At 71.6% G+C, this 20,810-nt stretch carries 19 protein-coding genes; 3 read left to right on the top strand and 16 right to left on the bottom strand.

The features are described 5' to 3' along the window. Positions 1–656: polysaccharide pyruvyl transferase family protein (locus VHA72_RS14195; protein ID WP_325576314.1), on the top strand; the 656-nt coding region annotated here is incomplete at its 5' end. Positions 657–665: 9 nt separating this feature from the next. Here the strand turns inward: VHA72_RS14195 and VHA72_RS14200 are convergent. The 16 genes from VHA72_RS14200 to VHA72_RS14275 form a co-directional block, all read right to left on the bottom strand. Next, positions 666–1,172 (bottom strand): flavin reductase family protein, encoded by a 507-nt coding sequence (locus tag VHA72_RS14200; protein ID WP_325576316.1) that lies wholly within the window; start codon positions 1,170–1,172, stop codon positions 666–668. A 91-nt stretch (positions 1,173–1,263) separates the two neighbouring features. Beyond that, on the bottom strand, positions 1,264–1,821 hold the full coding sequence (locus VHA72_RS14205; RefSeq protein ID WP_325576318.1) for a PPC domain-containing DNA-binding protein: 558 nt from the start codon (positions 1,819–1,821) through the stop codon (positions 1,264–1,266). Positions 1,822–1,844: 23 nt separating this feature from the next. Then, the gene (locus tag VHA72_RS14210; RefSeq protein WP_325576320.1) at positions 1,845–2,801 is read right to left on the bottom strand and encodes a cyclase family protein; all 957 of its coding nucleotides are present in this window, start codon (positions 2,799–2,801) and stop codon (positions 1,845–1,847) included. 7 nt (positions 2,802–2,808) lie between these two features. After that, on the bottom strand, positions 2,809–3,480 hold the full coding sequence (locus VHA72_RS14215; RefSeq protein WP_325576322.1) for a GntR family transcriptional regulator: 672 nt from the start codon (positions 3,478–3,480) through the stop codon (positions 2,809–2,811). Between the two features lie 72 nt (positions 3,481–3,552). Further along, entirely contained in the window at positions 3,553–4,311 is a 759-nt protein-coding gene (locus tag VHA72_RS14220) for an enoyl-CoA hydratase/isomerase family protein (protein ID WP_325576324.1), read from the bottom strand. Then, complete coding sequence (locus tag VHA72_RS14225) at positions 4,308–5,495, bottom strand: acyl-CoA dehydrogenase family protein (protein ID WP_325576326.1); 1,188 nt, start codon at positions 5,493–5,495, stop codon at positions 4,308–4,310. Before VHA72_RS14225 ends, VHA72_RS14220 begins: the two co-directional genes overlap by 4 nt. Beyond that, positions 5,492–6,526, bottom strand: a complete 1,035-nt coding sequence (locus tag VHA72_RS14230; RefSeq protein ID WP_325576328.1) for an LLM class flavin-dependent oxidoreductase — start codon at positions 6,524–6,526, stop codon at positions 5,492–5,494. The genes VHA72_RS14225 and VHA72_RS14230 overlap by 4 nt, the downstream gene beginning before the upstream one ends. Then, positions 6,523–7,689, bottom strand: a complete 1,167-nt coding sequence (locus VHA72_RS14235; protein ID WP_325576330.1) for an acyl-CoA dehydrogenase family protein — start codon at positions 7,687–7,689, stop codon at positions 6,523–6,525. Before VHA72_RS14235 ends, VHA72_RS14230 begins: the two co-directional genes overlap by 4 nt. Before the next feature lie 28 nt (positions 7,690–7,717). Beyond that, positions 7,718–9,496: an ABC transporter permease gene (locus VHA72_RS14240; protein ID WP_325576332.1), complete on the bottom strand. Its 1,779-nt coding sequence runs from the start codon at positions 9,494–9,496 to the stop codon at positions 7,718–7,720. After that, on the bottom strand, positions 9,493–10,587 hold the full coding sequence (locus VHA72_RS14245) for an ABC transporter ATP-binding protein (protein ID WP_325576334.1): 1,095 nt from the start codon (positions 10,585–10,587) through the stop codon (positions 9,493–9,495). The genes VHA72_RS14240 and VHA72_RS14245 overlap by 4 nt, the downstream gene beginning before the upstream one ends. A 31-nt stretch (positions 10,588–10,618) precedes the next feature. After that, entirely contained in the window at positions 10,619–11,326 is a 708-nt protein-coding gene (locus tag VHA72_RS14250; protein WP_325576336.1) for an aspartate/glutamate racemase family protein, read from the bottom strand. Beyond that, a complete protein-coding gene (locus VHA72_RS14255; protein WP_325576338.1) occupies positions 11,323–12,273 on the bottom strand; it encodes an isocitrate lyase/PEP mutase family protein in 951 nt (316 codons plus the stop codon). Before VHA72_RS14255 ends, VHA72_RS14250 begins: the two co-directional genes overlap by 4 nt. Beyond that, the gene (locus VHA72_RS14260; protein WP_325576340.1) at positions 12,266–12,700 is read right to left on the bottom strand and encodes a Zn-ribbon domain-containing OB-fold protein; all 435 of its coding nucleotides are present in this window, start codon (positions 12,698–12,700) and stop codon (positions 12,266–12,268) included. The genes VHA72_RS14255 and VHA72_RS14260 overlap by 8 nt, the downstream gene beginning before the upstream one ends. Continuing rightward, positions 12,697–13,848: a thiolase family protein gene (locus VHA72_RS14265; RefSeq protein ID WP_325576342.1), complete on the bottom strand. Its 1,152-nt coding sequence runs from the start codon at positions 13,846–13,848 to the stop codon at positions 12,697–12,699. Before VHA72_RS14265 ends, VHA72_RS14260 begins: the two co-directional genes overlap by 4 nt. Further along, a complete protein-coding gene (locus tag VHA72_RS14270; RefSeq protein WP_325576344.1) occupies positions 13,845–15,953 on the bottom strand; it encodes an acetate--CoA ligase family protein in 2,109 nt (702 codons plus the stop codon). The genes VHA72_RS14265 and VHA72_RS14270 overlap by 4 nt, the downstream gene beginning before the upstream one ends. Before the next feature lies 1 nt (position 15,954). Then, positions 15,955–17,085 carry an ABC transporter substrate-binding protein gene (locus tag VHA72_RS14275; protein WP_325576346.1) on the bottom strand — a complete coding sequence of 377 codons (1,131 nt, stop codon included), beginning with the start codon at positions 17,083–17,085 and terminating at the stop codon, positions 15,955–15,957. 287 nt (positions 17,086–17,372) lie between these two features. Here VHA72_RS14275 and VHA72_RS14280 point away from each other — a divergent pair, with 287 nt between their 5' ends. Both VHA72_RS14280 and VHA72_RS14285 read left to right on the top strand, forming a co-directional pair. Then, positions 17,373–17,804 (top strand): MarR family winged helix-turn-helix transcriptional regulator, encoded by a 432-nt coding sequence (locus VHA72_RS14280; protein ID WP_325576348.1) that lies wholly within the window; start codon positions 17,373–17,375, stop codon positions 17,802–17,804. Further along, positions 17,801–20,810: ABC transporter ATP-binding protein (locus tag VHA72_RS14285; RefSeq protein ID WP_325576351.1), on the top strand; the 3,010-nt coding region annotated here is incomplete at its 3' end. The genes VHA72_RS14280 and VHA72_RS14285, both read left to right, overlap by 4 nt.

Below are 20,810 nucleotides of genomic sequence, written 5' to 3' on the forward strand. Positions count from 1 at the left end.
TCAACCTCTCGCCGTACGTCGCGGCGATGGGTCCGGTGATCCAGTACAACCTGACCCGCTACCCGCGGCTGGACTACGTCGCCCAGGACGTGCACTCGCTGGGTCTGCTGCTCGGCGAGGAGTACGGCGGCAAGGGCGCCGGGGACCCGCTCCTGCCCACCCATGCCGACCACCCGCTGATCGCGCAGGGCCGGGCGTGGATGGCGCTGAGCTCCCCGACGTGGTTGGCCGAGCTGGCCCACTACGACCTCAGCTTCGGCACCCGGATCCACGGCAACATCGCCGCGCTGCTGGCGGGCACACCCGGGTTCGTGCTGGCGCACGACTCGCGCACCCTCGAACTTGCGCGCTACCACGAGATCCCGCACCGAGTGATCGGCTCGCTGGCCGACCCGTCCGGCGCGGACGTGGCCACGCTGGCGGCCGGGGCCGACTTCGGACCAGCGGTGAGCAACCACGGCGAGCGATTCCGCCGCTACGTCGACTACCTCGACGAGCACGGACTGGCGCACATCTTCGCACCGGGCGAGAGCGGCGCCCGCTTCGACGCCGCGATCGCCGCGGTCGACTACCCGCCGGTGGTGCGCGCCGGCCGGCCGGTGCCCGCCGCGCCTCCCGCGCGCCGGCGGCTGCTGGAGCGGCTCCTGCGCCGCTGAGCTCGCGGCTCAGGCCGGATGCCCGGCCTCGACGTCGGCGACGTCCTGGTAAGTCAGCGGTGAGGTCGGCTCGGCCTCCACCCGGCGCGGAGCCAGCAGGTGCCCGACGTGGTCGCCGAGCGGGATGCGCGCCAGGATCCGCCCCACCAGGCGCCGCGGACACTCGCCCAGGAGCGGGACGCCGTCGGGACCGGGTCGCCAGTCGAGCCCGGCGAACTTGTCCATCTCGTCGCCGGTCTCCCCGCCGAACCGCTCGGCGAGCGGATGCTCCCGGTCGTCGAGCACGTGCACAGCCAACACATCCGCTCGCGCCGCGACGGCGGTGGTGTGGTTCTCCTCGGAGAGGCACACCAGCAGGCGTGGCGGGTCGATGCTGGTCTGGGTGGCGAAACCCACCAGGCAGCCCGCGCGCTCGGCGCCGTACGCCGCGGTGACGACGAAGACCGGGTAGTCGAGCCCGGCCAGGAACTCGTCGAACGCCGCCCGCCCGACGTCGTGCTCCTCGGTGGCGGGCACCGGTAGTGACTGAGACATGCCGCCCGGTGCCCGTCGGGGCGTCGGCGAAAACGGCTGAGTCGGTGGGGTGGCACGCCGGCGTGTCGCCGACTCAGCCGTGGTCCGGACGTGCGGTGAGCCGGTGGAAGACACCCCAGCCGTTGCCCAGCCGATTCACCTCCGCGTCGTACGCCAGGTCGAGGCCGACCCCCTCCACCTCGCCGACCATGACGGAGAAGTGCGAGACCGGGTGGTGCGAGCGCACCAGGCAGCCCGGCATCGCGTGGCCGCAGATCGTCTCGGTGGCCGACGTCATGGTCAGGTGGACGTGCGCGTAGACGTCGCCGTGCACGTAGCCGGAGAAGCTGAACGGGCGCTCGCCCTGCTCCGGCGCGTGGATCCGGCCGACGATGCCGTGCCCGCTCACCTCGATCGGTCCCGGCACCTCGACGGCGTGCACGGTGTGCTCCCCGGGCGCGAACTTCTGCACCACCGCCCGCTCCAGCGATCCGGTGATGCTCAGCACCACCCCGGCCCGGATCTCGTGACGCCGACACACGTCCTTGATCGTGGCCATCAGGTCGGCGCCGGGCTCGAGCCGGGTGACCACCACCCGGCCGAACCGGCCGACCACCTCGTCCACGTCGGCGCCCATGTCGGCTTGGCTCATCGTCCCCTCCTCGGAATAGACGCTCAGAAGATCGCGACCGGGTTGACCAGGCTCGAGGTTCCGCCGACCACGCGCAGGCCCTGCAGCACGAGGAAGAACTCCCACCGGTCGGTACGGCGGCAGTGGGTCACCAGGTCGGTCAGGGCCAGGTTGTCGACCAGGCACAGGCCCATGGCGACCATCCCGACGGCGTGAATGGGCACGTAGAGGTTCGGGTCGGCGTAACCGGACGGCTTGACGTCGTTGTCGGAGTCGGAGGAGACCACCGCGACGTCGCGCTCGCGGAACCACGGCAGGCAGGCGGCGTGGTAGCCGCTCTGGCCGCGGTCGGCGTCCAGGCCCTGCGCCCGGACCCGGGCCAGGTTGCCGGTGTGGACGATCACCGCGTCGCCCGGCCTGACCCTCACGCCCTCGGCCTCCTCGGCGGCCTCCAGGTCCTCGGGGAAGACGCCGTCGCCGACGCCGAGGAACTCCACGCCGCGCAGCCCGGCGATGTCGAGCAGCACTCCCCTGGTCTGCACGCCGGTGGACCAGACCTCCATGTCGAGCGTCCGGGCGCCGTCGACCGCGGTCACCTCGGTGGCGGGTACGCCGTTGTACATCCGGCCGTCCCAGATCGCATGGGCCAACGCGTCGACGTGGGTGTGCGAGCCGTGCGCCACCACGCCGATGTAGTCACGGGTCGCCTGGAAGCGTGACCGGCCGCCCGCCCAGGGGTCGTCGGGCCGATGCGGCTCTCCGGTCTTGACCATGTACCGCTGGAAGACCGAGCTGCGCCCGAACACGTCCGGATGCGCGGCGTCCAGCCGGTGGCTCAGCGAGACCACCTCGCCGGTGCGAACCAGTCGCGCCGCGGCCACACGTCGCTCGGCGTCGACGAGGTTCACGGTACCGGCGCGGTCGTCCGCGCCCCACCGTCCCCAGTTTGACAGGCTGTCGAAGTAGCCCAGCACCTCCGACTCGCTCGGGATGTACGGCATGGCGGCTCTACTCCGCCGCGGCTTCGAGGGAGCACAGCACGTTGTTGAGCGCCGACTCGATGTGCGCCCGCGTGGCGGCCTCGGCCTTCTCGACGTTGCCCGCCTCAATCGCCTCCAGGATGTCGCGGTGCTCGTCGAGGGCGGACTCGGCGCGCCGCGGCTCGGCCGAGGACTGCAGTCGCACCAGCCGCAGCCGGCCGTGCAGCCGGCCGAGCTCGGTGGCGATCACGCTGTTGCCACACATCCGGGCCAGCTCCATGTGCCAGTCGTGGTCCTCGGGGTAACCGCTGTTCCCGCGCGACACCATCCCGCGGCGGGTCTGGTCGAGCAGGTCGCGCAGCGCCTCGATCATGTCCTCACGGGCCTGGGCGCAGATGAGCCGCACGATCATGACCTCGAGTGCCTCGCGGTACTGGTAGAGCTCGATCATCTCCTGCCGACTCAGCTGCGGGATCGCGGCGCCCTTGTGTGGCACCAGCACGACCAACTGCTCCTCGGCGAGCACCCGCAGCGCCTCGCGGACCGGGCCCCTGGTGACGCCGAGCAACTGCGCGACGGCGACCTCGCTGAGCCGCTCGCCGGGCTTCAGCTCGCCGGTGAGGATGCGGCGGCGCAGAGCGGCGTAGGCCTGCATCGCCAGCGTGTTCGGGCGGATCGGCTCCTCGGGCGTCTGAGTCATCGGTTGTCCTCTCCGTCCGGCTGACCGGGCCAAATCCTGCGGATCATATCCATGGTGCCGCCTTGGCGGGACTCAGCGCGCACGGTGGTCCACCCACTCCTGCACACCCGAGCGGGTGCCGCGCTCGCCAGCCCACAGCAGCGCGTAGAGCCGACGCTCGTAGTCGAGTCCGTCGTGCCGCGACATGTCGGCCGCCCGGCGTACCGCGTCGGTCGCCACCCGCACTGCCGCCGGCAGCAGCCCGGCGAGCTTCTCGGCCAGGGCCAGGGAGCACTCGCGGAGCCGCTCCGGCGGCACGCACTCGGTGATCAGGCCCAGCCGGAGCGCCTCCCCGGCATCCCCCTGCCGCCCGGTCAGGACCAGCTCGAGCGCCCGGGCCTCGCCCACGATCCGCGGCAGCCGCTGGGTGCCGCCGGAGGCCGGGAAGACGCCCAGCTGGATCTCCGGGAAACCCCAGCGCAGGTCGTCCGAGCCGACCCGGAACGTACAGGCCAGGGCCATCTCCATGGCACCACCGAGGGTGTAGCCGCGCAGCTCGGCGATGACCGGCTTGCCGATCGACTCGATCACGTTGCCGATCTGGAGCGTCGGCCAGCCGGCATCCTCGACCGTGCGGACGGCCAGCTCCGTGATGTCGGCGCCCGCGGAGAAGTGCGGCCCCTCGCCGGTGATCAGCACGACCCGGATCGCGTCGTCGGCCGCCGCCCGGGCGAGGCCGTCCGCCAGCCCCTGCCGCACGGCCGTGCTCAGCGCGTTGCGCTTGGCGGGTCGGTTGATCGAGAGGCGCAGCACCGCGCCGATCCGCTCGACGAGGACGACGTCCTCACTCATGGTGTCTCCAATCTGCCGATCAGCGCGCGGCCGATGCTGTTGCGCTGGATCTCCGAGGTGCCCTCGCCGAGCCGGAACGCCCGTACGTCGCGATACATCCGCTCCACCGTCGTCCCCTGCATGAAGCCGGAGCCGCCGAAGAGCTGGAGGGCGTCGTCGACGACCGAGCCGGCGAGCTCGCTGGCGGTCAGCTTCGCCATCGGGATGCGGTAGCGGCTGGTGTCCCGGTCGCCCAGCCCGGCCCGGTCGACGGCGAGCGCGACGTCGGTCACCAGGCAGCGAGCCTGCTCGACCCGGCAGGCCATGTCGGCGAGCTTCCACTGCAGGCCCTGGTTGGCCGCCAGCGGTCGGCCGAACTGGGTGCGGGTGCGGGCGTGGTCCAGCGCCAGGGCCAGCGCGTGCTCGGCCATGCCGGCACAGTGGGCGGCCACGCCGAGCCGGGCCTCGTTGATCTGGGCGAGCGCGAGCCGCAGCCCCTGGCCAGGCTCACCGATGACGTCCTCCGCGGGCACCAGGCAGTTCTCGAAGACCAGCTCGCTGACCGGTGACCCGCGCCAGCCCATCGTCCGCTCGTGGCGGGTGCAGCGGAAGCCCGGCTGTCCGCGCCGTACCACGAACGCGGTGATGCCCTCGTCGGTGCCCTCGCGGAAGGTGTGCGCGTAGACGATCACGAAGTCGGCGACCCCGCCGTGGCTGATGAAGTGCTTGACGCCGTCGATCCGGTAGCCGTCCGGCGTCCACACCGCCCGGGTGCGCATCGCGGTGGCATCCGAGCCGGCCTCGGGCTCGGTCAGCGCGAACGCGAAGCGCACCTCGCCGCGCACCGCCGGCGCCAGCCAGCGCTCGCGCTGCGCGGGGTCGCCGTTCAGCAGCGTCCGGGGCGGGCGACAGACCAGGTCGGCCAGGGCGAAGCTGGAGTGCGCCAGCTCGCGGCGTACGACGGTCTGCGCCAGGAACGACAGGCCCGGGCCGCCCGCCTCCACCGGCATGTTGAAGGCGTAGAGCCCGGCGGCGACCGCGCGCTCGGTGACCCGCCGCCGCAGCTCGTCGGGCACCTCGCCGGCCTCGTCGACCTCGGCCTCATGAGGCGCCAGCTCGGCGGCCACGAAGGACCGCACCAGATCGCGGATGTCGCGCAGCTCCTCGGCGTCGGGCAGCTTCTCCCAGGACAGGTCGACGCTCATCGCGCACCCACCTGCGTCGGCCGGGGCGCCTGACCGGCACCGCCGAGGGTGTCGATCGCCAGGTCGACCCCGCGGGTGGTGGTCGCGCTCGGGAAGTGCAGGATCGGCAGCTGCGCACCGGCCTGACGCCAGCGCTCGATCTGGTCGGCGCACTCGTCGGGGCTTCCGCAGATCGCGATGTCATCGAGCATCTCGTCCGAGACCGCGGCGACCGCCCGGTCCCGCTCCCGTGCCGCCCAGGCTTCCGCGACGGCGACGACCTCCTCGGCATAGCCGTGCCGGGAGACGAACTCCCGGTAGTGCGGCCCCATCGCCCCCAAGTAGGACGCGACGTGCTTGCGGGCCTGCCCCCGCGCGACCGCGGAGTCCTCCTCCACGCAGGTGACGATGAGGGGTGCCACCACCGGTCGATCGGCGCGACCCGCGGCCGCGGCCTGCTCGTCGATGCGCGCGATCTGACCCGGGAGCCGCCGGCGGGCGAGCAGGTAGGGCAGCCACCCGTCGGCGGCCTCGGCGACCAGACGGGTGCCGCGCTCGCCGAGCGCCGCGACGTAGACGGGCGCGGGGCGCTGGCCGACCGGCACCCGCAGCCGGTAGCCGGACACGGCCACCGTCCGGCCGCGGTAGTCGACCTTCTCCCCCGATGTCGCGGCCTTGACCACCGCGATCGCGTCGCGCAGCCGGTCGATCGGCCGCTCGAAGCTCAGTCCGTGCCAGTCCTCGACCAGCGCTCGCGTCCCGGCGCCGAGGCCGAGCACGAACCGGTCCGGGAAGAGCTCGGTCATCGTCGAGGCGGTCATCGCCAGTAGACTCGGCGTCCGGCTGAAGACGTTGACGATCGCCGTGCCGACCACGATCCGGCTGGTGCGGGCCGCCAGGTCCGCGAGCACGGGTACGGCGCTCTGTCCCCAGCTCTCGGCCAGCCAGACCGAGTGGAAGCCGTTCTCGTCCGCCCGCTGCGCCTGGGCCCGCATCGCCGCGACGGAGTACTCGCCGGAGTACTGCGGGCGCAGGCAGATGCCGATGCTCATGCCGCCGCTCCCTTCCCACCGGGGCCGCCCGCCGTCGACTCCTTGCCGAGCAGCTCCCGGGCGACCGTGTTGCGCAGGATCTCCACCGAGCCGCCGGTCAGCTGGGAGACCTTCGCGTCCAGCAGGTAGCGCGCGAACGGCTGCGTCGAGAAGGCGCCGTAGCTGCCGGTCAGTTGCATCGCGAACACCGCCGCGTCCATGGCCACGGTGCTGGCGAGCAGCTTGGCCATGTTGGCCTCCCGGGTGGCCCGGCCGTCGCGGTCGTAGATCACCGCCGCCCGATAGGTCAGCAGCCGCGCGGCCTCGAGCTGGGTGGTGAGGTCGGCGATGTTCCAGCGGATGCCCTGGAAGTCGGTCACCACGCCCTCGCCGACCCGGCGCTGCCCGGCGTACGCGATGGCATCACGCAGCGCGCCGGTCCCGATGCCGATGCACTTGGCGGCGTTACCGATCCGGGTCAGGTCGAAGGAGGTGAAGAAGACCCGCACGCCCTGGCCCTCGCCGGCGAGCAGGTGGTCGTCGGGTACGACGCAGTCGTGCAGCTCCACGCTGTGCATCGGCAGCCCGCGCAGGCCCACGATGTCGCGCTGCTTCCCGCAGACGAACCCGGGGGTGTCGGTGGGGACCAGGAAGGCGCTGATCCCGTTCTCCGTCTTCGCGAACACCAGCCCCACGTCGGCGTGCGCGGGCACGTGCACCTCGGTCTTGACCCCGGTGATGTGCCAGCCGTCGGACGCGTGCCGTGCCGACGTCGCCATGTCCGACGGCTTGGAGCCGGCGTCGGATTCGGTCAGTCCCGTGATGGTGAACGCCTCCCCGCGGGCGAGCCGCGGCAGGAAGCGCCGTCGCATCGGCGCCGAGCCGTAGTTCACGATCGCCGCCACGGTCTGCTGCAGCAGGTTCTGCATAGCGCCGATGCTCGCGTCCACGGCCGAGAGCGCCTCGACGATGAGGGCGTGCTCGACCGCCCCGGCGCCGAGCCCGTCGAGGTCGGGACTCACGATCACGCCCGGCCAGCGGTGCTGGCCCATCTCGGCCAGGATCGCCGGATCCCAGGTGCTCGTCTCGCTGCGCGCCTGGGCGGTGGGCTGCACCCGCTCGCGGGCGAAGGCCGCCACCGCCTCGCGCAGCGCCTGCTGGTCGGGACTCAGATCGACATCCATCGGTCACCTCCACCGGACGGGAACGGACTCATACCGCACCCCGCAGCCACTTGAGGCCGGCCAGGGTCACGATGAGCAGGAAGACGCTGTACATCGCCGAGATCGCGGCGGCCGCGCTGGCGTTGCCGGCCAGCCACAGGTTGTAGATGTCGATCGGGAACACCACCGTCTTCGACGTGAACAGGAACAGCGCCACGGTCAGCTCCCGCATGGAGAGCAGGAACAGCAGCAGCACGGTCGAGGCGATGCCGCCCCGCATCAGCGGCGCGGTGATCGCCCGGACGGCTCCGACCCGGGAGGCGCCGCTGACCACGGCGCTGTCCTCGAGGTCGGCATGGACCGCGCCGAGCACCGAGGTGGCGCTGAGGAAGCCCTGCGGCGTGAACCGGGCGATGTAGGCCAGCACCAGGATCGCGATCGTGCCGTAGATCGGCAGCGGGATGTAGAGCCAGGTCCACAGGAAGCCCATCCCCATCAGCAGCGCCGGGATCCCGATCGGGACGATCGCCAGGAACCGTGCCAGCCCGCGACCGTGCACCTTCGTGCGGGTGGTGACGTAGGCGATGACGTAATGGAACAGCGCTCCCAGCACCGCGGCCAGCACGCCGACCAGCAGCGTGTTGCGCAGGCTGATGGAGAACTGCTGCGTGCTGGTGACCTGCTGGACGGCGCTGAGGGTCAGCGTGGAGAAGTCGAAGAGGTCGGAGATCTTCGAGACGAACATGTAGGGCCGCAGCGCCGAGTTGAGGATCGCGAGGAACGGCAGCACCACGGCGATCACCAGATAGACGAGTACGCCGAGCAGCGCGACCCACCGGAACCTGCCCAGGTCCATCGTCCTGGGCCGCAGGCCCTTGCCGGTGACGGTGGTGAAGTCGCGCCCGCGCAGCATCCGGCGCTGGATCGTGGAGACGACGACCAGCACGACCAGCAGGATCATGCCGACCGCGGCGGCTCGGTTGGGCTGGCTCGGGATGTTCTGCATCAGGGCGTACATCCGGGTCATCAGCGTGTTGATGTTGCCCTTGGTGTTGAGCATCGCCGGGATCGTGTAGTTCTCCATCATCAACGTGAAGGAGATCAGGCCGGCACCGAGCACCGCGGGTGAGAGCATCGGCAGCGTCACGTTGCGGAACGTCGTGGCCGTCGAGGCGCCGTGCACCCGCGCCGCCTCCTCCAGCTGCGGGTCAAAGAGTCGCAGCGCGCTGGAGACGAACAGGTAGGCGTAGGGCGAGTAGTAGACGCCGAACACGAACACGATGCCCGGGATCGTGGCGATGTTGAGGTGCACCGGCACGTGCAGCGAGCTGAACAGGTGGTTCAGCAGGCCCGCGTTGCTCTGCGCCAGCAGGCCCCACGCCAGCGCGCCGACCAGGGGCGGGAAGAAGAACGGGGTGATGCCGGTGAGCTCGACCAGCCAGCGGCCGCGGATGTTGGTGCGCACCGCCAGCACCGCCAGCCCGGTGCCGATGGCGACAGCGATCACCGACCCGCAGACGCTGGTGATGAGCGACTGCTTGAGCGCGTCGGCACTGTCGGCCGACCAGAGAGCCGCGTAGTTGTGCCAGATGAAGTGCAGCGGGGTGCCGCTGCCGGGCACGTCGTTGGTGAACGACACCACCACCACGGCGATCGCCGGCACCGCGATGAGCACGGTGAGCAGGAGCAGCAGCACCGCGATGAGCAGGTGGCGGCGTACCACGTTGAGGACGCGACCCCAGGCGAGTCCGGGTCGAGCGCCGGGTGCGCCGGAGCCACCCCCGCCGCCGGAGCGGCGCAGGTCGGGTGCGCGGACCGCGGTGCTCATGCGCCGGCTCCGGCCGGCAGGGTCAGCACGTCCCTCGGATCGACGGAGAGGTACGCCGTGTCGCCCCGGTCGAGCCCCTCGTCCCTGCCGAACTGGACCGCGTCGAGCACCAGCCCGGCCTCGCTCCGCACCTTGTAACGGGTCTGCGCGCCCAGGAAGTTGGCGGTGACCACCTCGCACTTCCACTCGTTGACCAGGCCGGTGGTACTGCGTCGCCGCACGGTGAGCCGCTCCGGCGGCAGGCACACCAGCACCTTGTCGCCGCTGGCTCCCTCCGTCGCGCCCCTGACCGCGACGCCGCCCTCCAGCCACACCGTCGACTCGCCGTCCCGCACCTCGGTCACCGAACCGGGGAAGACGTTGGCGATGCCGAGGAAGTCGGCCACGAACGCCGAGTTCGGATGAGCGTAGACCTCGCGCGGCGTGCCGAGCTGGATGATCCGGCCCTCGTTCATCACCGCCACCCGGTCGCCGAGCGCGAGTGCCTCGCTCAGGTCGTGGGTGACGTAGAGCGCGGTGATGCCGAGCCGGTCGTGTAGCTCCTTGAGCTCGAAGCGCAGCCGATCGCGCATCTTGGCGTCGAGGTTGGACAGCGGTTCGTCCAGCAGCATGACGTAGGGGTTCATCGCGATGCTGCGGGCCAGCGCCACGCGCTGCATCTGACCGCCGCTGAGCCGGCTGGCCGGCCGGGCCGCGAACTCCTCCAAGCCGACCGTGCGCAGCACCTCCAGGGCGCGCTGATGCATCTGCGCCTTGTTCATCTTGCGGGCCACCTTGAGCGGGAAGGCGACGTTCTCCTCGACGCTCATGTGCGGCCAGATGGCGTAGGACTGGAAGACCATCGCGACGTGCCGCTTGTTGACCGGCACGTCGATGCCTTGGGCGTGGTCGAAGACGACCTTCCCCTCGATGGTGATCCGACCGCCGGTCGGCTCCTCGAGGCCGGCGATCGAGCGCATCACGCTCGTCTTTCCGCAGCCGGAGGGCCCCAGGAGGACGAGCATCTCCCCCTCCTCGATCACCAGGTCGAAGCCCTCCACGGCTGTCACGTCGCCGTAGCTGATGGTCACGTTCTCGAGTTCGACGGCCACGAGTCCTGTCCTCCTTCTCGCCGGTGCCGGGTCACCAGGGATTGATGTTGCGCAGGCCGCCGGCGACCATCATCTGGGCGGCCCGCAGCGCCATCGCCGAGGTGTCGAAGACGGGTACGCCGTGCATCCGGGTCACGCCCCGTGCGGCCAGCAGCGCGTTCATCGGGCCCAGGTCGGGAATGAGCACGTTCGCACCGTCGTGCACCGCCCGCCGCCCGGTCTCCTCCAGCCGTGCGTAGTAGGAGTCGAAGTCGGCGTACGCCGCCAGGGTGTCCTCCTTGCGGATCGCGCCGTAGTCGCCGTGGACGAAGCACTCGGCGAGGCCGGCCGCCCGGATCTGGTCGTAGCGGCGCAGGTACATCACCCGGTCGTGGGCGAGCAGCCCGAACCGCCCATAGAGCCAGGCGGCCCACGGCCAGGCCACGTCCTGGGTGAAGACGATCGGGATGCTCAGCTGCTCGCGCAGCTCCTCACGGCCCATCGTGGCCATGCCGAGCACGATGACGGCGTCGTACCCCTCCTCCTGGGCCCGGATGCCCTTCTGGATGAAGCCCTGCGTGTTGATCGCGCGGTGCATGGCGTTATGGGTGAGGTCCGGCTGCATCACGTCGACGCCGTCGAAGTGCAGCTCGGTGCCGGGCAGCTTCACGTCCTCCAGATGCGCGGTCTCCGCGTCGAGGTAGGGCTTCCACTTCTCGTCCGCGACCAGCGCGGTATTGCTCTGAACCCAGATCTTCACTTCACGTCGCCTTTCGGGGTCGGGGGCGCGGGGCGGTCGTCGCCCAGCTCCAGGTACTCCTCGAGCCGCTCCACCTCGCCCAGGCCGACCAGCTCCTGGCGCAGGTGCCAGGAGAGCATCGAGCCGGCCCGCGAGAACGTCTCGCGTGCAGAGGACAGGTGGCCGAGCGCGTCCGCGGCGCTCTTCAGCATCGTGCGCATCACGAAGTTCGCATAGAGCACGATCTGGTAGCCCATGTCGAAGTAGTCGTCGGCGGTGAGCTGGGGCGTCTTCCCACCCTCGACGATGTTGATCAGCAGCGGTACGTCGCTGAGCCGCTTGGCGACCAACTCGATCTCCTCGAGGTTCTCGGGGGCCTCGACGAAGACGGCGTCGGCCCCGGCGTCGGCGTACGCCCGGGCGCGGTCGATCGCCCGGTCGATGCCCTCGACGGCGCGTGCGTCGGTACGGGCGATGACGACGAACTCGGGCGAGGCGCCCAGCTTCGCGGCTCGCACGTGGGTGACCATGTCATGTGGGCTGACGACGTTCTTGCCGTCGAAGTGGCCGCACCGCTTCGGGATCTGCTGGTCCTCGATCTGGATGCCGGCCGCGCCGGCCAGCTCGAAGGCCCGCACCGTGTGCATCACCGCGATCGGCCCGCCGAAGCCGGTGTCGCCGTCGGCCACCACCGGGATCCCGCAAGCGAGCGCGATCCGACCGACGTGGCGGGCGATCTCCTCGCGGGAGACCAGGCCGACGTCCGGCAGCGCCATCTGGGCGTTCGCGAAGCCGGCCCCGGAGACATAGCAGGCCGGGAAGCCGGCGCGCTCGGCCAGCCGCGCGGTCAACGCGTCTGGCACGCCGGGCAGCAGGATCCGGTCGCCGCGTCGGAGCATCTCGCGCAGGCTCTTCGGTGCCGGGAGCCCACCACCGGAGAGGCCGCGGACGGCTGGGATTTCAGGCATGGGGACTCCCCTCGTCGAACGGCTCGAACACGGGTACGGCGATCGCCGGGTCGTCGGTGGGCTCGAAGCGCACCCGCAGACGCGTCCCGATGCCGAGCTCGCCGGGCTCGGCACCGACGATGTCGCTCAGCAGCACGACACCCTCGTCGAGGGTGACGTAGCCGATCACGTAAGGCACCCGGTCGCGCCAGCGCGGGTCGGTGGCACGGCGCTCCACGGTGAAGCTGGTCAGCGTGGCCAGGCCGCTGGCGGCGCGCCACTCCACGTCACCGCCGCAGGTCGGGCAGGTGGCGCGGGGGAACCACAGCCACGCCTCGCACGCCGGACAGGAGGGCAGCCGCAGCTCACCACCGGCCGCCGCGGTCCAGAACGGCTCGGCCTCCGGCGTCACCCGTGGCCGCTCGTGCACGATGCTCACTGGTCTCATGCCGCCTCCCGCAGGATCGCGACGGCGTGCCCGGATTGGGCGCCGCTCATCCCGTGCACGAGCGCGGTGGCACAGCCGGGCACCTGCCGCTCCCCCGCCTCGCCGCGCAGTTGGACGATCGCCTCGACCAGGTTGGCCATCCCGGCGGCACGCGCCGGGTAGCCGTGCGAGAGCAGCCCGCCGTGCGGGTTGACCACGACCCGGCCGCCCGGCCCGAAGGCTCCGGCGGCGAACTCCTTGGCGGCGGTGCCGGTGGCGGCCAGGCCGAGCGCCTCGGCGTTCATCAGCATGGCGATGGAGAAGCAGTCGTAGACCAGGGCGACGTCGACGTCCTCGATCGTGGCGCCCGCGGTCGTCAGGGCACGCCCGCCGGCGACGCCCGCGGCACTCTCGACGAGGGACGGTGCCTGGGAGAGGTGGGCGTGCCGCATCGCCTGCCCGACCCCGGCCAGCGCCACGTCGGCGTGGCCCGCTGCGGGCAGGTCCCCCCGGACCAGCACCACCGCGCCGCCACCGTCGGTGACGGGGCCGCAGTCCGGCCGCCGCAGCGGGTCGCAGACCAGCGGCGAGGCGAGGTAGCCGGCCATGTCCAGCGGCTCCCGGAACCGGGCGTGCGGGTGCCGCGCCGCCATCGCGCGGTCGTGCAGCGCCACCTCGCCGAGCGCGTCCTCGCCGAGCCGGTGGTGGTGCAGGTAGGCGCGCGCCATCAGGCCGTAGAGCGAGCGCGGCGTGACGCCGTACGACGCCTCGAACTCCGGGTGGATCGGTCCGACCTGAGTCAGCGTGCTCAGGTAGCCGGCCGAGCCCGCCAGCAGCGGCAGGTCGGCCGCGACCACCACCGCCACCTCGGCGATGCCCGCGTCGATCATCCCGGCGGCGGCCGCGGCCATCGCGATCGGCGCCGTACCGCCCGCCTCCACGGAGTGGCACGGCCCGGGCTCGATGCCCAGCCGCTCGGCAAGCGCCTCGGCATGGACCAGGTAGGGGTCCGAACGTGGCGAGACGGTGAGCAGGGCGTCGACCTGACCCCGCTCGAGCCCCGCGTCGGCCAGGGCGGCGTCGACGAGGGTCTCGTGCAGCGCCATCGTGCTCGGCTCCGTGGAGCGCCCGTGCGGGCACTCGGCGACTCCCCTGATCACGGCGCTCATCGCAGGCCGTCGCATCCGTCGGTCAGGCCGACCAGCGCGTCGACCGCGTGCAGGGAGCCGTCCTCGGCGTCGACGATGACCGGGTTGAGCTCGATCTCGGCGATCTCGGGATGAGCCTGGTAGGCCGCCCACAGCGAGGTGAGCAGGTCCGCGATCGCGCCGGTCTTCACCGCGGCGCGACCGCGGTAGCCCTGCAGCAGCGCGGCCGACCGCAGCCGCCCGACCATGCCGTCCAGCCAGGCCCGCGAGGCGGGCATGGCGCTGTGCACCGCGTCCGGCGCGACCTCCACTGTCACCCCGCCGAGCGCCACCGTCGCGACGGCACCGAAGTCCGGGTCGGGACCGATCCCGACCAGCAGCTCGGCGCCCACCGGGCTCATCTCCTGGATCTCGACCGTCGCGTCGGGAGCGCCGGCCAGGGCGGCGTTCGCGCGCACCTGGGCGACCGCCCTGGCCAGCTCGGCCTCGCCCGTGACGCCGAGGACCACACAGCCGACGTCCGAGCGATGGGCGATCAGTGCGGTGGCGCTCTTGACCGCGACCGGATAGGTCAGCGAGCCCTCGGCCATCAGCTCCCGCAGCTCGGCCTCGTCGCGCAGGAACCGCGACGCGGCCAGCGGCACGCCGTGGTCGCGCAGCACCGCGTCCACCCGGACCGGGTCGGCGGCGGTGCCCGACTGCGGCCGAGGCTCGGCGCCCTCCCGCGGCTGCGGGTCGGGGTCGTGGTCGGCCGCGGCCGCGATCCGGCCGAGCGCCCGCATGCACAGCTCGCTGTCGTCGAGCACCGCGACGCCGGCCTCGGCGAACGCGGCGTCCACCTCCGGTGCCAGCGCGATGCCCGGGCAGACCACCACATCGAGCGCGCCACGGGCCGCGAAGTCGAGCACCGCCCGGTAGTAGCGGTCGATGGTGGCGCGGCCGGCGACGATCCAGGTGCCCGGGACGCCCTCGGCCCGGCCCAGGACGTCGAGGACGCCGCTGAACAGCTCCGGCCGGAAGACCGCGTCGGCCGACAGGTCGATCGGGTTGTCGGCCGCGCCGTAGAGCGGGACAACGCCGGCCAGCTCCTGGCGGACCTGATCGGGCAGCCGATCCACGTGGAGCCCGGCGCTCTCGGCCTGGTCGGTGAGGATGGTGCCGATGCCGCCCGACGCCGAGACCATCCCGATCCGGCCGTCGGGAACGGTCAGGCCGGCCAGGAGCGCCTTGGCGACGTACGCCGTCTCCTCGATCGAGCGCGTCTCGACGATGCCGAGCTGGGCGAAGATCCCGGAGTAGATCGCGCTCGAGCTGGAGACCTTGCCGGTGTGCGACAGCATCGAGCGCCGCGAGGCGTCCGAGCGCCCGGCGGTGAGGACGACGATCGACTTGCCCGCGCGGCGTGCCTTGACGGCGGCCTCGAAGAAGGCGCGGCCGGCGACCAGGCCCTCGGCGTAGCAGACGATGACGCGCGTGCTCTCGCGCTCGGCGAAGTAGTCGATGAACTCGGCCATGGTGAGGTCAAGCTCGTTGCCCACGCCGATCCAGTGGTTGACGCCCACGCCCGCCCGCTGCATCACTTGGAAGACCAGGCCGCCGACGGTGCCGCTCCCGGCTAGGATCTCGACCCCCGCCCGCAGCCCGGTGTCACGGGCGTACCAGTCGGCGAACGTCATCGGCGTGGACCGCTCGAAGTTCACCACTCCGGTGGTGTTGGGGCCGACCAGACGCAGGCCGCTGTTGCGGCAGATCTCGGTGACCTCCGCCGTACGCCGGGCGCCGTCCGGCGAGGGGTCGGACCCCTCGCCGAACCCGCCCGACAGCATCACGACCGCCGGCACCCCGATCGCGGCGCACTCCCGGACTGCCGCCACCGCGGTGTCCCCCGGGACCCCGATCACCGCCACGTCCGGCACCTCGGGCAGCGCCGAGACGGACGGATAGCAGGTCAGGCCGTTGATCGCGGTGCTGCGGGGGTTCACCGGGTAGACGGCACCCTCGAAGCCGCTGTCCCCGAGGAAGGAGAGCAGCATCCCGGTCAGCTTCCTGGGGTCGGTCGACGCCCCGATCACCGCGATGCTGCGCGGCTCGAGCAAACGGTCGATCCCCGAGTGTGGTGTCGTCATCTCAGCCCTTGTAGTGGAAGGCGGTGTTCCACTCGGTGGTCCACTGGGCCCCGCTCTTGATCGTGTCGGCGTTGTTCAGCGGGTAGAACTTGTAGCCTGAGTTGAGGGCCGGCATCTTCACCCCGGCGATCACCGGCGGCGGCACGTCGGTGCGGACGCTGTAGTCGCCGATCTGCTGGGAGAGCACCGTCTGCCCGGCCTTGGAGAACAGGTAGTTGAGGTAGACCTGCGCGACCGCGGCGTGCGGTGCGTGCGCGGCGATGCCGACGAAGTTGTTCGACAGCGGCAGACCCTCGGGCGGGTCGGGCACGAACTTGATCTTGGCCCCCTGACTCATCGCCTCCCCCAGCACGCTCGGCTGGACGATGCCGACCTGGATCTGTCCGTTCGTCAGCGCCTGGGCGACCGAGGCCATCACCGAGAGGATCTGCGGCTGCTGGGCGGCCAGCTTGGTCCAGTAGTTGGGGTCGACGTCGTTGCGCAGGAACTGGAACGTCGCGATCTCCACGCCGCCGGCCGAGAACGGCGCCAGGCCGAGCTTGCCCTTCCAGCGCGGGTTGAGCAGGTCGGCCCAGGACTTCGGCGCGTCGGAGTCGTTGACGACCGCGGTGTTGTAGCCGGGAGCGAGCGGCGACTGGTTCCACGCCCAGTACTCGCCGTTGCCGCCCTTGTCCACGGCCGGGATGTTGAACGCCGCCGGCGGCTGGTAGCTGCTCAGCAGGCCGCCGGTCGCGAGCGCGTTGATGTTGACCAGATTGCCGAGCTTGACGACGTCGGCCGTGTACTTGTGGGCCTTGCTCTCGCTCTGCAGCCGGGTGACCAGGGGCGCCGTACCGAGGGCGACGACGTTGACCTTCAGGCCGGTCGCCTTGGTGAACGCGTCGACGATCTTCTGCTCCTTGTCGGCCGTGTAGGCCGTGTAGATCGTCATGCTGCCTTCGCTCTGGGCCTTCTTCCACAAGGCGGCGTCGGCGATCGTCTCCCCGTTGACGACGAGGCTGCCCGAGGCATCGGTCTTCCCCGACCCGCCCGAGGCATGGTCGTTGCTGCTACCACAACTCGCGAGGCTCGCGGTGGCCATCACCGCGACCACGAGTGCCGCGACGCGACGGATGGTGCGATCGACTTTCATGAGAGCTCCTTTGGCTCAGCCGACGTGCGGATCTAGGAGGTGCTGTGAGTTGCGGCTCCACGCTTCCGGCCGTGACACCCGAGGCCCGCGGCGAGGCGGGAGTCATCCGTCGCTGTGACGTGTATCACAGGACTCTTCGAGCGTATGACCGGCCCTGTCATCTGTCAACAATCATCAGTTGGCAGTCGGCTGTGGGGCCGAAGCCGCGGGACAGAGGCGACGCCGCCGGCACCCTCCCCCGGCCCGGCGTTTGTTCGACGGTTGAACTACCGCCGTAGGGTGGCGACATGGCTTCTCAACGACGTGAGGCGGTGCGTGCGCTGGCGCGGCTGGCCCGCATGCTCGAGCGCTCCAGCGCGGGCCTCAGCCTGGCGCACTACCGGGTGCTGTCCGGTGTGGCCGCCGGCGACGCGCGTGCCTCGGCGCTGGCGATGCGGCTGACGCTGGGCCGCCCGGCCGTCAGCGCGGCCGTGGAGTCGCTGAGCGCTCGCGGGCTGCTGGAGCGTACGGCGGTCCCCGACGACCTGCGTGGCAGCACGCTGCGGCTCACGCCCCGGGGCGAGCAGATCCTCCGCGACGTCGAGGCGGACCTGCTCGCCCGGCTGGACAAGGTCGTCGCGCGGACGGCCGACCCACGGCGGACCCTGGCCGTCCTCGCCGAGCTGGGTACCGCGCTGGACGAGCTCGCCACCGAACGGCTGCAGGCAGGAGCGCGATGAGCGGCTCCTCCTCGCCGAGCTGGCTGCGGCAGCTGTGGCGCTACGTCTGGCGCCAACGTCGCAAGGTCGGTGTGGCGCTGGGAGCGGCGCTCCTCGGCAGCGCGACCCAGGCCACGGTGCCGCTGCTGGCCCGCCATATCGTCGACAAGGTCATCATCGCCGGCACGTCGCCCCTGTGGCCATGGATCCTCACCCTCGTCGCCGCGGCGGCGGCCCTGTTCCTCCTCACCTATCTGCGCCGCTACCGGGGCGGCCAGGTCGCGGTCGAGGTGCAGTACGACCTCCGCAACGCGATGCACGACCACCTGCTCACCCTGGACCAGCACAGCCTCGGCCGGATGTCGACGGGTCAGCTCGTCGCGCGCGCCAACTCCGACTCCGCGCTGGTCCAGGCGCTGCTGATGATGCTGCCGATGCTGTGCGGGAATCTCCTGCTGATGCTGGCCTCGCTGGTGATCATGTTCATCCTGGCGCCGTGGCTGGCGCTGGTCGGCCTCGTCGTACTGCCGGTCCTGATCGCGGTCTCCTACCGGATGCGGCTGCGGGTCTTCCCGGCCTCCTGGGACGGTCAGCAGCGCGAGGGTGACGTCGCCCAGATCGTCGACGAGGCGGTCAACGGCGTCCGGGTAGTCAAGGCCTTCGGGCAGGAGCGCAGGGAGCTGCAGCGGGTGGCCGACGCCGCACAGCGGCTGTACGGCGCCCGGATGCGGACGGTGCGGCTGCAGTCGCGCTTCCAGCCGCTGATGGAGACCGTGCCGGTGATCGCGCAGGTCGCGATCCTGGCCCTGGGCGGCTCGCTGGCCCTGCACGGCTCGCTCTCCATCGGCACCTTCCTGGCCTTCTCGACCTACGTGGCCCAGTTCGCCGGGCCCGCGCGGATGCTCGCCAACGTCTTGACCGTGGGCCAGCAGGCTCGTGCCGGCGCCGAGCGGATCTTCCAGCTCCTCGACACCGAGCCGGCGATCGCGGACGCCCCCGACGCCGTCGATCTGCCGCCGGTGCACGGCGAGATCACGTTCCGCGAGGTGTCGTTCGCCTTCCCCGACAGCCCCGACCGTGCCGTCCTGGACGGGTTCGACCTCACCATCGCGCCCGGCGAGCGGGTGGCCATCGTCGGCTCCTCCGGGAGCGGCAAGTCGACCGTGGCCGGGCTGGTGACCCGCTTCCAGGACCCGACCTCCGGCACGGTCGCCGTCGACGGACACGACCTGCGCACCGTCACCCTGGCCTCACTGCGGCGGCAGATCGCGGTGGCCTTCGAGGACCCGTTCCTGTTCAGCGACACGGTGCGGGCCAACATCGCCTACGGTCGCCCCGACGCCACCGACGCCGAGGTCGAGGCGGCAGCGCGGGCCGCGAGCGCGCACGAGTTCGTCGCGGCGCTGCCACAGGGCTACGACACCGCCGTCGGCGAGCGCGGCCTGACCCTGTCGGGCGGTCAGCGGCAGCGGATCGCGCTGGCTCGGGCGATCCTGGCACGCCCGGCGATCCTCATCCTCGACGACGCCACCAGCGCCGTCGACGCCCGCACCGAGGAGGCCATCCACGACGCCCTCCGTGAGGTGCTGGCCGACCGCACCACGTTGCTGATCGCGCATCGCCTCTCCACGCTGCGGCTCGCCGACCGGGTCGTCGTCCTCGCCGACGGCCGAGCGCTCGACATCGGCACGCACGATGAGCTGAGCGAGCGCAGCCCGGCGTACCGTGCGCTGCTCTCCGGTCTCGAGGAGCAGCCTCCGGAGAGCATCGAGGCGCTCACGCAGATCGCCGACACCGGCGGCGTCACCGCCTCGGCCTGGGACGCCCGCGCCGCGGGCGGCCGCGCCGACGGTGGCGGTTACGGCGCCCGCATCGGTGCGCCCTCGCTCGGCGCCGGGCTCGGCCACGGCGGGGGCGGGGGCGGCAGCTGGCGGATGAGTCTGGCGCCCACCCCGGAGCTGCTGGCCCGCGTCGCCGCGCTGCCGCCGGTCCGCGACACCGCCGAGGTCGACCTCGCGACCGAGTCGCAGCCGATCGAGCGCTTCTCGCTGCGCACGCTGCTGCGCCAGTTCCGCCGTCCGCTCGGCATCGGACTCGCGCTGGTGATCCTGGACGCCCTGATCGGACTGGTCGGGCCGGTCCTGGTCAAGACCGGCATCGACGACGGTGTCGCGAAGGACTCGGGGACCGTGCTCTTCGCCGCCACTGCCGCGTTCGCCTTCGTCACCTTGGTCGACTTCGTCACGCAGATCGGCGAGACCTTCGTGACCGGTCGCGCGGCCGAGCGGATCATGCTCTCCCTCCGCATCCGGATCTGGGCCCAGCTCCAACGGCTGTCGCTGGACTACTACGAGCGCGAGATGGCCGGGCGGATCATGACCCGGATGACAACCGACGTCGACCAGTTCGAGTCCCTGGTCGAGAACGGGCTGCTCAACGCGCTGGTCGCCTTCGCCACCTTCGTCGGCGTCGGCATCGCGCTGCTGGCGATCAACCCCGGGCTGGCCCTGTGCGTGCTGAGCGTGATGATCCCGCTCGCGGTGGCCACGGTCGTCTTCCGACGGCTGTCGGGGCGGCTCTATGACCTGGCCCGCGACCGTATCTCGATCGTGAACGCCGACTTTCAGGAGAGCCTGTCTGGAATCCGCGAGGCGCAGACGTTCACCCACGAGGCGGACACCGTCCAGCAGTTCCACCGGCTGGGCCGCGACTACGTCGAGGCCCGGGTCGGGGCGCAGCGGCTGATCGCGATCTACTTCCCGTTCGTCCAGTTCCTCTCCTCGATCGCTGACGCGATCGTGCTCGGAGTGGGCGCACGGATGATCTCCGCGGGCCACATGAGCGCCGGCGCGCTGATCGCGTTCATGCTCTACATCGACATGTTCTCCAGCCCGATCCAGCAGCTCTCGCAGGTCTTCGACTCCGGGCAGCAGACCCGGGTCTCGGTGGGTCGGATCGCGCAGCTGATGTCGCTCCACCCGCTGACCCCCGAGCCCGCGGCCCCGGTGCGGACCGGTCGACTCACCG

The organism is Nocardioides sp. (assembly GCF_035547795.1).
Classification (GTDB): domain Bacteria; phylum Actinomycetota; class Actinomycetes; order Propionibacteriales; family Nocardioidaceae; genus Nocardioides.